This window comes from Rhizobacter sp. P3_C12 (genome assembly GCF_056402735.1).
This window is the reverse complement of sequence record NZ_JBFUGW010000005.1, coordinates 23,004-35,905: the sequence shown is the minus strand read 5'-3', so window position 1 is coordinate 35,905 and position 12,902 is coordinate 23,004. Positions and strand designations below refer to the sequence as shown.

10 protein-coding genes and 1 pseudogene are annotated in these 12,902 nt (G+C 67.8%); 8 read left to right on the top strand and 3 right to left on the bottom strand.

Features of this window, described 5'->3' with window-relative positions:
• Positions 1-6: 6 nt before the first annotated feature.
• On the bottom strand, positions 7-1,536 hold the full coding sequence (locus AC1DXV_RS02085; protein WP_477865889.1) for a leucine-rich repeat domain-containing protein: 1,530 nt from the start codon (positions 1,534-1,536) through the stop codon (positions 7-9).
• A 121-nt stretch (positions 1,537-1,657) separates the two neighbouring features.
• On the opposite strand from AC1DXV_RS02085, the gene AC1DXV_RS02080 reads away from it, so the two are divergent.
• The 6 genes from AC1DXV_RS02080 to AC1DXV_RS02055 all read left to right on the top strand — a co-directional run bounded on the left by AC1DXV_RS02080 (position 1,658) and on the right by AC1DXV_RS02055 (position 11,795).
• A complete protein-coding gene (locus AC1DXV_RS02080) occupies positions 1,658-2,929 on the top strand; it encodes a GTP cyclohydrolase II (protein WP_477932249.1) in 1,272 nt (423 codons plus the stop codon).
• Positions 2,922-4,142 carry a URC4/urg3 family protein gene (locus tag AC1DXV_RS02075; RefSeq protein WP_477865887.1) on the top strand — a complete coding sequence of 407 codons (1,221 nt, stop codon included), beginning with the start codon at positions 2,922-2,924 and terminating at the stop codon, positions 4,140-4,142. Before AC1DXV_RS02080 ends, AC1DXV_RS02075 begins: the two co-directional genes overlap by 8 nt.
• A gap of 360 nt (positions 4,143-4,502) precedes the next feature.
• Complete coding sequence (locus tag AC1DXV_RS02070; protein WP_477932247.1) at positions 4,503-7,481, top strand: RICIN domain-containing protein; 2,979 nt, start codon at positions 4,503-4,505, stop codon at positions 7,479-7,481.
• A gap of 27 nt (positions 7,482-7,508) precedes the next feature.
• Positions 7,509-9,431 (top strand): chitosanase, encoded by a 1,923-nt coding sequence (locus AC1DXV_RS02065; RefSeq protein WP_477932245.1) that lies wholly within the window; start codon positions 7,509-7,511, stop codon positions 9,429-9,431.
• A 14-nt stretch (positions 9,432-9,445) separates the two neighbouring features.
• Entirely contained in the window at positions 9,446-10,678 is a 1,233-nt protein-coding gene (locus tag AC1DXV_RS02060; RefSeq protein ID WP_477864609.1) for an alginate lyase family protein, read from the top strand.
• 103 nt (positions 10,679-10,781) lie between these two features.
• The gene (locus tag AC1DXV_RS02055; RefSeq protein ID WP_477864608.1) at positions 10,782-11,795 is read left to right on the top strand and encodes a LacI family DNA-binding transcriptional regulator; all 1,014 of its coding nucleotides are present in this window, start codon (positions 10,782-10,784) and stop codon (positions 11,793-11,795) included.
• Between the two features lies 1 nt (position 11,796).
• Here AC1DXV_RS02055 and AC1DXV_RS02050 read toward each other — a convergent pair.
• Positions 11,797-11,889: pseudogene (locus AC1DXV_RS02050) on the bottom strand (addiction module antidote protein); the annotation flags it as partial.
• Between the two features lie 70 nt (positions 11,890-11,959).
• On the opposite strand from AC1DXV_RS02050, the gene AC1DXV_RS02045 reads away from it, so the two are divergent.
• Positions 11,960-12,325, top strand: a complete 366-nt coding sequence (locus AC1DXV_RS02045; RefSeq protein ID WP_477864607.1) for a hypothetical protein — start codon at positions 11,960-11,962, stop codon at positions 12,323-12,325.
• A gap of 11 nt (positions 12,326-12,336) precedes the next feature.
• Positions 12,337-12,579, top strand: a complete 243-nt coding sequence (gene infA / locus AC1DXV_RS02040) for a translation initiation factor IF-1 (RefSeq protein ID WP_047501667.1) — start codon at positions 12,337-12,339, stop codon at positions 12,577-12,579.
• 53 nt (positions 12,580-12,632) lie between these two features.
• On the opposite strand, the gene AC1DXV_RS02035 is transcribed toward infA, so the two are convergent.
• Positions 12,633-12,812, bottom strand: a complete 180-nt coding sequence (locus AC1DXV_RS02035; protein WP_477864606.1) for a hypothetical protein — start codon at positions 12,810-12,812, stop codon at positions 12,633-12,635.
• Positions 12,813-12,902: the final 90 nt, after the last annotated feature.

Below are 12,902 nucleotides of genomic sequence, written 5' to 3'. Positions count from 1 at the left end.
GAAGCCTCACTCCGATGGTTTGAGGGCCGGCAGTCGACCGACAGTCGCCGTGAGTTGGTCAAGAGAGGCAATGCCCTTCGGACCCATCGCTCCGAGGAACCAGACAATCTCCTGGGTGAGGTCGGGAGGAACGTGATGAGAGTTCTCTCGGTTCACAAGCATGTGAAGCGCGTTGGCTGCGTTGTTCAATTTCGCGCGATGCGAGCGCCTGTTCAACAGCAGGCGCGCCTGCAAGGGCCTGTCTTGTCGCTTCGGGAAGGCGTCGTTTCTCGAAAGGTCCAGTTTCCGCAAGCTGTGGTTGTGGTCCACGGCGCGCTCGATGGCATCAACGTCGTCGGCCAATAGCTTGGTGTCGGCCAGTCGGACGGACCTCAGCTTGTCGTTGCCGTCGAGCAGGGCGGCGATGGCTTTCCCTTGCCCCTTCATGTGGTTGCCGGAGAGGTCGATGTGTCGCATGGACTGGCTCTCGCGCAGTGCGGTGAGCAGCTCTTTCCATGCGTCGTTGTGCAGTGCGCAGTGGGACAGGTCGATCATTTCGAGGCCTGGCTTCCGGATCAACTTGCAAAGGGTCTCCGGGTTGGCTTTCCGAAGACTGTTGTGACAGAAGTGGACTCGCTTCAGCGACAGGTGATCGCCCAGTGCTTTGAGCAGCGCATCGGAGGTGCGACGCCCTGCACCTGTCGTGCAATTCAGGTTGATCGAAGTGAGTGAGTTGTTGGACTGAATGGCACGGATCAGTTCATCGCTCATCGAAATGCGGGCGCAGCCGAAATGGCGAAGGCGCGTATTCGTTTCAATTCCGGCTGCGATCGGCTTGATGAACTCGCTGTGAGAGAGGTCCTCGGGCAAGTGCATGTGCGAGACATCCAAGGCCTCCAACGTCTTGTTTTCCACCACGATCCGACCGAGGGCCACGGCACCGGGAGCATCGCAGGCGTTGGACGAGATGTCGAGAGACAGCAGGCTCGTGTTGTGGACCACAGCCGTTGCGATCTTCTCGGTGCTCTGAGACGACAGCTGGCAGTTGCTGACCTTCAGGTGGTGCAAGGGTCGGTTGGTTTTCAGCAGTTCGGCGAGGGCCTTGGCGCCTTGCTTGCCGATGCTGTTGTTGCTCAGGTCGACCGAGCGCAGCAGCGGGAGCGAATCAAGCCATTCCGTGAGCCATTTCGCCAGAAACGTCGTGTCCTTTTCGTTCAGCCCCGGGCGGACGTTGTCGGTGTGAGCGAGCTGAAGCGATTGTTGCCTTTCCGGTGCGATGTCTTCAAACCTCGAGTACAGCCATGCCAATGCGAGGCCTTGCCGGTTCTTCAGGCAAAAGCGGGAAAGCTCGGCCTGCGCCCGGGATCCGGTGGGCACTGCACCATCGACGAAGAAGGCTTTGACGCAGCCGTCAGGCAGGCCGGATGCATCGAGCGTCTCCAACGGCGGGAGCGAGAGTTGACGCAGTGTTTCCAGCTTCGAGGGTTGCGGCGGCTTGTTCGTCTTGCCGAGCCGCGTGTTCTGGATGAATTTCCGGGATGGGAGGAGTCCGCGCATGGAGGGCAACTGCTTGGTGGCAAGACCAGCTGAGTAACGCGCCTTTCCAGCAAGTTCCAGTGCGCCGCCCGACGTCGTATCCTCGGCCCATCGACCACTGTCTTCCGCAGGAGCGTCCGCGATGAGTCAAGAGCCCGGCAGCGAGCCCCGAGTGGCCCAGCACATCCGCCTGACCTCCCACCCCGGCCAGCAGGGGCCGTCCGGCGCGCCGGCCATCSGCTGGRGCGCCGCCACCGCGGCCGAGCGCGGCCCGGTCGTCGGCACCACCACCAACCGCAGCCAGCGCAACGTGATCGGCACGCACAGCGGCTCGTACGGCGTGTACCGCGCGCTGGCCCTGGCTGCCGGCAACCTGAAGAAGGGCCACCGCGCCGATCTCACCAACACCGCGCCCACCGACCTGATCGGCCCGTACCCGCAGTGGTGCGACGCCACGAAGATGGTCTCGATCGACCCCTGGGGCGCGTCGGTCGCCGACGTGTTCGCCGAGCMCATCGCGCTGGGCTACGACATCCGCCCGACCATCGCGGTCACCCAGGCGCACATCCACCTGCCCGAGGTGCGGCAGGCGCTCGCCTTCCAGCGCCTGCAGGTCGACGGCCGCGTGCTGCTGGCCGACAGCTCGGCCGTCGTCACCAAGGTCGCGATCGAGCCGGTGTGGTGGCTGCCGGGTGTCGCGAAGCGCTTCAACGTCAGCGAGGGCGACCTGCGCCGCCACCTGTTCGAGGAGACCGGCGGCATGTACCCCGAGCTCGTCACGCGCAGCGACATCGAGGTCTTCCTGCCGCCGATCGGCGGGCAGACGCTCTACATCTTCGGCAACCCGCGCGACCTCGCCGACCCGGCCGTCACGCTCACCGCCCGCGTGCACGACGAATGCAACGGCTCCGACGTGTTCGGCTCCGACATCTGCACCTGCCGACCCTACCTCACGCATGCCATCGAGGAATGCATCCGCGGCGCGCAGCATGGCGGTGTCGGCCTGATCGCCTACAGCCGCAAGGAGGGGCGCGCGCTCGGCGAGGTCACCAAGTTCCTGGTCTACAACGCGCGCAAGCGGCAGGTCGGCGGCGACAGCGCCGACAAGTACTTCCTGCGCACCGAATGCGTCGCCGGCGTGCAGGACATGCGCTTCCAGGAGCTGATGCCCGACGTGCTGCACTGGCTGGGCGTGCAGAAGATCCACCGCCTCGTCAGCATGAGCAACGACAAGTACGACGCGATCACCGAAAGCGGCATCGCCGTCGGCGAACGCATCAAGATCCCTGATGAACTCGTGCCGGCCGATGCGCGCGTCGAGATCGAGGCCAAGATCGCCGCCGGCTACTTCACCGACGGCAGCGTGCCCGACGACATCAAGCTCGCGGCCACCAAGGGGCGCGGCCTTGTCTAGCCCCGCCGTTGCCGAGCTGCGGCAGGCCGCAACCATCCGCGAGCGCTGCGTCAACATCACGCGCGCCGTCGGCGAAGGCCGCTCCGACCACTTCACGCTCGATCACACGAAGCTGGCCGACGCGGCGCAGCGCGTCGAGCAGGTCACGCGGCAGAACTACCCCGAGCTGCGCATCCCGTACCACAGCCGCTGGCGCCACTTCGAGGCCGGCGGCGTCGATCGCAAGGCCGAACTCGATGCGCGGCTCGCCGGGCTCGACGCCGCCGCGCAGGCCCGTGCGCGCATCGACCTCACGGTGGTCAGCGTGCTGCTCGATGCCGGCGCCGGCGCCGGCTGGCGCTATGCCGAAGCCGAAAGCGGGCAGACCTTCAGCCGCTCCGAGGGCCTGGGCGTGGCCAGCTTCCGCGGCTTCATGCAGGGGCTGTTCTCGAGCGATCCATCGCAGCCGCTGCGCGTGGATGCGGCGGGGTTGGCGCGGCTCGATGCCGACACGCTCGCCGCGATGTTCCAGGTGCGCGCCGACAACCCGCTGGTCGGCCTCGACGGCCGCACGCTGCTGTTGCGGCGGCTCGGCGAGGCGATGCAGGTGCAGCATGCGAGCTTCGGTGCCGAGGGCCGGCCCGGCGCGCTGTTCGACCGGCTCGCGCTGAAGTCGCACCAGGCGCCGCTGACGGCCCCGCAGCTGCTGCAGGCGCTGCTCGACACGCTGAGCGGCATCTGGCTGGCCGGCAACGAGCTCGACGGCGTGCCGCTCGGCGACTGCTGGCGCCACCCGTTCGCCGGCGGCCAGGGGGCGAGCGCTGGCTGGGTGCCGTTCCACAAGCTCAGCCAGTGGCTGTGCTACTCGCTGCTCGAACCCTTCGAATGGGCCGGCGTGCCGGTCACCCAGCTCGACGGCCTCACCGGCCTGCCCGAATACCGCAACGGCGGGCTGCTGCTCGACAGCGGCGTCATCGTGCCGCGCGATGCCGGCTTCTCGCAGCGTCGTCATACAACGGGTGACGAGGCGATCGTCGAATGGCGGGCGCTCACCGTCGCGCTGATCGACGAGCTGGCGCCGCTGGTGCGCCACCGCCTCGGCCAGACCGTCACCGGGATGCCGCTCGCCTGCATCCTCGAAGGCGGCACCTGGGCTGCAGGCCGCGCCATCGCTCGCGAGTTGCGCGATGGCGGCCCGCCGCTCGTGATCGAGAGCGACGGCACCGTGTTCTGAAACCATCGGGTTTTGCGGCGGGCAGCTGCCGGTTTCGTCACGAGACCAAATCAATACCAGATGTTCCCTGTCTCCATCGCGTTTGCGAATGGATTCCTTCGTGTGCACCCGATGAATGCAGGAAAGGCTGCAACTTTGCACACAACTCGACACCTTATCGTGGCATTCCGCAAGGGTTTACCCGCGTTTGTCTGACGACTCGGGGTGATTCAATTGGTCTTGTGGAAGCGTTTCCACATTGACGAAACGCGAACACAGCAAGGCCCTCGCGAAGGCCCGCGCAGTACGTCGACGCGAGATCGAATCAACAGGCAGGGCCGTGCGCAGCAACGCGCCCAGGCCGCGAGAGGGTTGGGAACCATGAACAGATTCAAGCTGAGCGCGCTCGCGCTCGCCGCCGGTGTGGCCGCAACGTCGGCAGCCCATGCGGGCACGATCGTCGCGCCGTACTTCTTCGGCTGGGGCTTCGGCAGCACCGCCTACAAGTTCAAGAACCTGACGGAGGCGAAATCGCGCGCCGGCATGGACGGCATGACGATCGCGTTCGGCATCTCCGGCGGCGGCTGCACGCTCAGCGGCGGCATGGAGAACACGCTGAACAACGCGTCCATCAAGGCCGACGTCAAGTCGTACATCGACGGCGGCGGCAAGGTGATCCTGTCCTTCGGCGGCGCGAGCGGCACCTACCTCGAATCGGTCTGCTCGACCAACGACCTGGTCGCGTTGATCCGCAAGCTGATCGACACGCACGGCACCCGCATGCTCGACTTCGACATCGAAGGCGGCCAGCTCGGCGACACGCGCCTGAACGGCGTGCGCAACGCGGCGATCAAGCAGCTGCAGGCGATCTACCCGGACCTGTACACCTCGTTCACGCTGCCGGTGGATCCGTTCCGCACCAACTCCGAGCCGGGCGGCCTGCCGCCCAAGGCGCTGGAGCTGATCAAGGGCGCGGCGAGTGCCGGCGTCACGGTGTCGATGGTCAACATCATGGCGATGGACTACGGCACCTATTACAGCGGCGGCAAGAAGATGGGCGATCTGGCCGTCTCGGCCGCGCAGTCGACCTTCAACCAGCTGAAGGGCGTGTACCCGTCGAAGACCGACGCGCAGCTGTGGGCCATGATCGGCATCACGCCGATGATCGGCCAGAACGACGTCGCGGAAGAGATCTTCACGCCGGCCGACGCGACCACCGTCGCCAATTTCGCGAAGCAGAAGGGCGTGGGCCTGCTGGCCTACTGGGCGGCGCAACGCGACCGCGTCGGCTCGGGCAGCCTGGACGACTTCAGCAAGGCGAACACGCGCGACTACGAGTACTGGCAGATCTTCGCGACGGCGAAGGGCGCGAACCCGCCCGCACCTGCCCCCGCGCCGGCCCCCGCGCCCGCCCCGGCGCCGATCGCCAGGCAATACACCGTGAAGTCGTCGTTCTCGAACCTGTGCCTGGACATCTCCGGTGCCAGCACCGCCGACGGCGCCAAGGTCGTGCAGCAGAACTGCAGCGGCGCCGCCTCGCAGGTGTTCTCGTTCGTGCCCGACACCAGCGGCACCTACCGCATCGTCAACATCAACAGCGGCCGCTCGCTCGACGTGACCGACGTGTCGACCGCCAACGGCGCGCTGATCCAGCAATGGGCCAACGGCGGCGGCGCTAACCAGCGCTTCGCCCAGCTCGCCGATGCCGCCACCGGCACGGTGCGCCTGCAGGCCGTGAACAGCGGCAAGTGCATCGACGTGAAGGACTGGAACAGCGCACCCGGCGCGGCCATCCAGCAATGGGATTGCAGCGTCAACGCGAACCAGAAATGGGCGCTGATCCCGGTGACGAGCGCACCGGCCCCTGCGCCGTCGCCCGCGCCGGCCCCGACGCCTGCGCCCGCTCCGGCACCGGCTCCCACGCCCGCCCCGGCGCCGGCGCCTGCTCCGGCACCTGCTCCCGCGCCGGCGCCGTCGAGTTGTGTGGCCTGGACCGAAGGCATCACCTACAACGTCGGCCAGGTCGTCAGCTACCAGGGCAAGCAGTACAAGGCCCTGGTGACGCACACCGCGTTCGCCGGCGCGAACTGGAACCCGGCCGCGACGCCGACGCTGTGGACGCCGACGAGTTCGTCGTGCGGCCCGTCGCCTGCCCCGGCACCCGCTCCTGCACCGTCGCCCGCTCCCGCGCCGTCGCCTGCTCCGGCACCCGCGCCGGCTCCGGCCCCCGCACCGAACGGCACGCTGACGCTGCCTGAAGCGCTGAAGGCCGTGCAGACCAAGCGTGTCTATGTCGGCTACTACCCGACCTGGAGCGACAACTGGTTCGACGCCACCGGCAAGACCGCCAACGACGTCTACAAGGCCAGCAAGTTCGCGAAGGTGCCCGCCACCTACACGCACGTGATGGTGTCGTTCGCTGACCCGAACTTCTCGTGGGCCGGCATCAACACCAACAGCTTCTCCGGCACCGGCATCACCTTCAGCGCCTCGCCGAAGGACATCAAGGCCGCGATCGACGTGCTGCACCAGCGCAACCAGAAGGTGATCCTCGCCGTCGGCGGCGCCACCTACAACAACTGGGGCCCGCTCGCGGCCCAGGGCGCGGCCGGCAGCGGCTCGATCATCAACGCCCTCGCGAAGATCCAGACCGAGATGGGCTTCGACGGCCTCGATGTCGACTACGAAGCCGACGGCGACGTGGACCGCTATGCCAACTCGATCAAGGCGCTGCGCAAGGCGGTGGACCTGGCAGGCGGCGGACGCGTGCTGACGCTGGCCGGCTGGTCGAGCGGTGCGGACTGCACCTCGGGCACGACGGCCGACCCGGCCTGCGCCGGCAAGATGTCGTACTGGGGCGGCAACGCCGGGCGCGAGCGCGGCGTGGTGCTCAAGTACCCGGCGACGGCAGCGATGCTCGACATGGTCAACGTGATGAGCTACGACGCCCGCTACGAGCACTTCGACGGCATCGTCGCGTACAACCAGTACCGCAGCCTCTACCCGTCGAAGACCATCGTCTCGATCGGCCTGGAGCCGTCGCCCGAGGGCTGGGCCGGCGGCATGCTGGTGGTCAACGATGCCGACGCCCAGTGCACCGGCTCGCGCAACCTGCAGGACCAGTACGGCGCCAACCTGAACCTGCCGTACTCGGTGCAGCGCTACACGAACGCGGTGGCGAACGGCACGGCGGCCAACCGCAATGCACGTGACGGCGCGATGCTGTGGGCCATCATCAAGACGGGCGGCGGCTCGTGCGGCGGCGCACAGCTGGCCACGCCGGGGACGGTCGGGCAGAAGGTGGGCACCACCTTCGGGCTGACGATCGATCCGCTCCTGCAGACCTCCGACTGGAAGTAATCCTCCACCCCCATCCAGGAGCACACCATGAACACCAGGCATTCCAAGCTTTCAAAGCGATACCACCTCGCCCGCCTGCCGCTCGCCGTCGCGATGAGCAGCGCCTTCCTCGCCGCCTGCGGCGGCAACGATGGCAGCAACAGCAGCGCCCCCGACGCCACGGCTGAAGGCCACGAATCCGCGCAGGCGGCCCGGGCCAGCACGGCCGGCACCATCACGCTGGCCAACGGCATCTACACGATCGTCAATGCACAGAGCGGCAAGTGCGTCGACGTGGCCGGTGCCAGCACCGTCGACGGCGGCCGGCTGCAGCAGGCCAGCTGCAACAAGAACGCCGCCCAGTCGTTCGAGCTGAGCGACGCCGGCGGCGGCGTCTACAAGCTGATCAACGGCGGCAGCGGCAAGGCGATGGACGTGGCCTCGGCCTCGACCTCCGACGGCGCGGCGCTGCAGCAGTGGGTCGACAACGGCACCAACGCACAGCGCTTCCGCATCGAGCACCTGGGCGGCGATCGCTTTCGCCTGGTGAATGCCGGCAGCGGCAAGTGCGTCGACGTGACCGGCGCCTCGACGGCCGATGGCGCCGTGCTGCAGCAGCTGTCGTGCGGCACGGGCGGCGGCCAGTCGTTCCGCTTCCTGCCGCGCAGCGGCAACGTCACCGCCGCGGTCGCGGTCGGCATCTACGAGGTGAAGTCGGTCGAGTCGGGCCTGTGCCTGGACATCGCCGGCGCCAGCACCGCCAACGGCACCAAGGCCCAGCAGAGCGCGTGCGCCGACGTGGCCTCGCAGCGCTTCGAACTGCGCGGCGAGACCGGCGGCAGCTTCCGCCTGGTCAACGTCAACAGCGGCAAGTCGCTCGACGTGACCGACGTCTCGACCGCCAACGGCGCGCTGATCCAGCAGTGGACCACCGGCGCCAGCGACAACCAGCGCTTCGCGATCGCCGTCTCGGGTGCAGGCTTCTCGATCAAGGCCCGCAACAGCGGCAAGTGCGTCGACGTGAAGGACCACAGCATGGTGGCCGGCGGCGGCATCCAGCAATGGGACTGCGGCACCGGTGCCAACCAGCAATGGAAGCTGACGGCGGTCGGCGCACCGGCCCCGGCACCCGCGCCCGCACCCGCTCCGGCGCCTGCCCCCGCACCGGCACCTGCTCCCGCACCGTCGCCGGCTCCCGCGCCTGCTCCGGCCCCTGCGCCCGCTCCGGCGCCTGCCCCGGCACCGGCTCCGGCGCCCGCACCGGCCCCGTCGTCGTCCGACCTGTTCGATGCCCGCAAGAAGGACATCGCGATGCAGATCGTCTCCAGCGCCGAGAACTCGTCGCTGAACTGGAAGGCGCAGTACGCCTACATCCAGGACATCCATGACGGCCGCGGCTACACCGCCGGCATCATCGGCTTCTGCTCGGGCACCGGCGACATGCTGGAGGTGGTGCAGGAGTACACCAACCGCAAGCCGGGCAACGTGCTGTCGAAGTACCTGCCGGCGCTGAAGAAGGTGAACAACACCGAGTCGCACGCCGGGCTCGACCCGACCTTCACCGGCGACTGGAAGACCGCCGCCGCCGACGTGGTGTTCCAGCAGTCGCAGGACTACGAGCGCGACAACGTCTACTTCAACCCGTCGGTCAACAAGGCCAAGGGTGACGGCCTGCGCGCACTCGGCCAGTTCGCCTACTACGACGCGGCCGTGATGCACGGCTATGAAGGCGCGATGAGCGTCCGCAAGGCGGCGATGGCCAAGGCCAGGACCCCGGCCCAGGGCGGCGACGAGGCGACCTACCTGAACGCCTTCATGGATGCCCGCGTGGTCGAGATGAACAAGGAAGAGGCCCACAGCGACACGACGCGCGTCGACACCGCGCAGCGCGTGTGGCTGAAGGCCGGCAACTTCGACCTCAACACGCCGCTGAACTGGAAGGTCTACGGCGACAGCTTCAGCATCAAGTGAGCGAGGACAACACCATGAAGAAATTCCACGCAACGACCCGGCGCCTGCGCTGGGCCCTGGCCCCGATCGCGCTGGCCCTGCTGGCGGCGTGCGGCGGCGGCAACACCGGCGAAGACGACGGCGCGCAGGCCGCGGCCGTCGACGACAGCGCCCAGGTCGCCGACGCGCCGACCGACGACGCCGCGGTGGCACGCGAAGGCGCGCAGGCCATCACGCCGACCACCTTCCGCCACCCCGGCATCTTCCTGACGCAGGCGCGGCTCGACAGCTTCAAGGCGGCGCAGAACTCGGCCAACCCGAGCGTGCTGAAGACCGGCTACCAGGCGGTGATGAACGACTCGCGCAGCGCCTACACCTACTCGCACAAGGCCTTGTCCAACGTGCAGGTGGTGGGCAGCGCGATCGGCGACCAGGAGGCGCGCTTCAAGAACGACGCGCAGGCCGCCTACCTGAACGCGCTGCGCTGGGTGAAGACCGGCGACGCGCGGCACCGCGACAAGGCGGTGGCGATCCTGAACGACTGGGGCAGGACCTTCCGCACCTTCTCGGTGGCCTCGGGCACGAATGCGGCCCAGGTGCAGCTGGAGGCGGCGTGGATGCTGCCGGTGTGGGTCAGCGCGGCCGAGATCATCCGCCACTACAACAACGGCGAAGCCGGCTGGGCGCAGGCCGACATCACGACCTTCAACGGCTTCATCGACCGCCAGTACACCGAGGCCGCGAAGGCGCGCACGCGGGTCAACAACTGGGCGGTGTCGGCGGGCCTCGCGATGATGGCCGCCGGCGCCTACCAGGACAACCCGACGCGCTATGCGGCGGGCCTGCAGCGCGTCACCGAGATGATCCCGCTGTCGGTCTTCTCGAGCGGCGAGGTCAATGAACTGAAGGACCGCGACTGCACGCACCCGCAGTACAACCTCGAAGGGCTCGCGCAGGCGGCCGAGATCGCGGTGATCCAGGCCGGCGACACCTCGGTGTGGCTGTGGAAGGCGTCGGGCGAGACCACGCCGCGCCTGGCCAAGGGGCTGGAGTACATGGCGAAGTCGCTGCAGAGCGGCAGCGGCGTGCGCAACTGCAAGGGCCAGCACCTGGAGGCCGGCTACATGGACATCGCGGTCAACGGCTACATGAACCGCGGCGTCGCGATTCCCAACTTCCAGGCGCTCGCGAAGGCGCGCCGCCCGGACGGCAGCTCGATGCAGTTCCTCGGCTTCACGACCGCCACCCACGGCCGCGACGACTACTGATTCGCGGGTCGACGCCATCGTCCATTACGAAGCAGAAACAGCCCCTGCACAAGCTCCAGACTATGATCCGAGCCAATTCGGTAGTCTGGAGCAGGTGCAAGCAGTGGGCACGATCAAGGATGTGGCGCGACTCGCCGGGGTCGGTGTCGCCACGGCGTCACGCGTGATTTCGGGCAAGGGGCCGTTCTCGGCCGACTCGGCTTCGCGCGTGCAGGCGGCGATCGAGCAGCTGGATTTCCGGCCGTCGCGCATCGCGCGTGCGCTGTCGATGAAGAGCACGAACGCGATCGGCGTCTACGTGCCCGATTTCAAGGGGCCGTTCTACGGCCCGATGCTGCATGCGATCGACATGGAGCTGCGGGCCCAGGACCGCCACATGGTGATCGCCAACGGCCACGGCGGCGAAGACGTGCGCGAGCAGGCGCTGAACGGCATCGAGTTCCTGATGGACCGGCAGTGCGAGGGCATGCTGCTGACGACCTATGCGTTGCGCGATGCCGACATCCTGGCGCTGAAGCGGCGCTTCCCGAACCTGGCGGTGGTCAACCGCGACGTGAAGGGCATGCGCAGCCAGTGCTTCACGGTCGATCACAAGGCCGGCGGCGTGCTGGCGGCGCGCACGCTGCTGGAGCACGGGCACCGCCGCATCGCGGTGATTGCCGGGCCGGCGGCGGCCCCCGACAACCGGTTGCGGCTGCAGGGTTTCTTCGACACGCTGGCCGCGGCCGGCATCGCGCGCGAATCGGTGTCGATGGTGACCGGCGACTTCGCTGCCGAGAGCGGCTGGGCCGGCACCGGCCAGCTGCTCGCCGAGGGCGCGAAGTTCACCGCGATGTTCTGCTGCAACGACCAGATGGCGATGGGGGCGATGTCGCGCCTGCAGGCCGACGGCCTGACGGTGCCGGGCGACGTGTCGGTGATGGGCTACGACGACACCGACATCGCCGCGTGGCTGTCGCCGCGCCTGACGACGATCCGCATCGTCGTCGGCGACATGGGGCTGAACGCCTGCCGGCTGCTGTCGAACATGTGCTTCGGCACCGCGCTGCCGGTGTCGCGCGAGTTCGGGCCGGAGCTGATCATGCGGGATTCGCTGGCGGGGCCGAAGAAGGGCTGAATCAGAGGGCCGAGGCGTGCAGCCTGAAGCCCAGGGCTCTGGCCACCTTCAACACCGTCGCGAAGCTGGGGTTGCCTTCGGCACTGAGCGCACGGCAGGCACACGAGACACCCGCGCGACACCGGAAAGGCCGGGGTGGTAGACTCCATGCTTCCTCCTGGCGCGTGTCGGGCGGCCTGTCCAGCGGGCTGCATCATCTGACGACATCGACGCCCCATCACCGATCGACGCTGCAGCAGTCCTCCACGGGAGCACCTGCAGGCCGGTCGCGCCCTAGAAAGAACTGCATCAAGACCTCGATCGAAATCGGCAGATACCTCGTCTCGCCACTCAGCCATTCCCGCAGCGACGGCCGCCACGAGGCCGCTGTCTCCATCCGCAGCGGCCAAGGCAGCGCCACCCATGACCGGGTCATGCGCTTCTCGCCGCTCTTCAACACCGCCCGCGCCGCATTGCGCTATGCCACCGACCAGGGCCTCGCCTGGGTCGCCGGCCGCAGCGTGGCCGTGCCTTCACCATCCAACCCCTAAGGAGTGTCCTCATGGCCAAGGAAGAACTGATCGAAATGAGCGGCGTCGTCAACGAAATCCTGCCGGACTCGCGTTTTCGCGTGACGCTGGAGAACGGCCACAAGCTGGTGGCCTACACGTCGGGACGCATGCGCAAGCACCACATCCGCATCCTGGCCGGCGACAACGTGTCGCTGGAGATGTCGCCGTACGACCTGAGCAAGGGGCGGATCACGTTCCGCCACCTCGGCCGGCCGCCGCAGCAGAACCGCTGAAAGCCCAGGGAGATCCCGCTGAGACCAAGTCTCGGCGAGATCGGGCTCTGGCTTCAGGCGGTCGCCGGCTTCGCGCGTTCGGCGTCCGCTGCAGCCGCCTTGGCCAGTTCGTTGTAGACCGCGATGAACAGCGCGCCCATGTCCTCGATCCGGGTGCGCGACACGCCGGGCGCCGGGTTGGTGATCAGCGCGGCGGTGATCGTGGCGGCGGGTTGAAGCAGGAATTGATTCATGAGGGTCTCGACAAGTTGAGGCTCATCGTAGCCCTCCTGCCGCTGCCGCAACGCAAAGGCCTTGCCAGGCGCGCGCAACCTGCTCGCCAA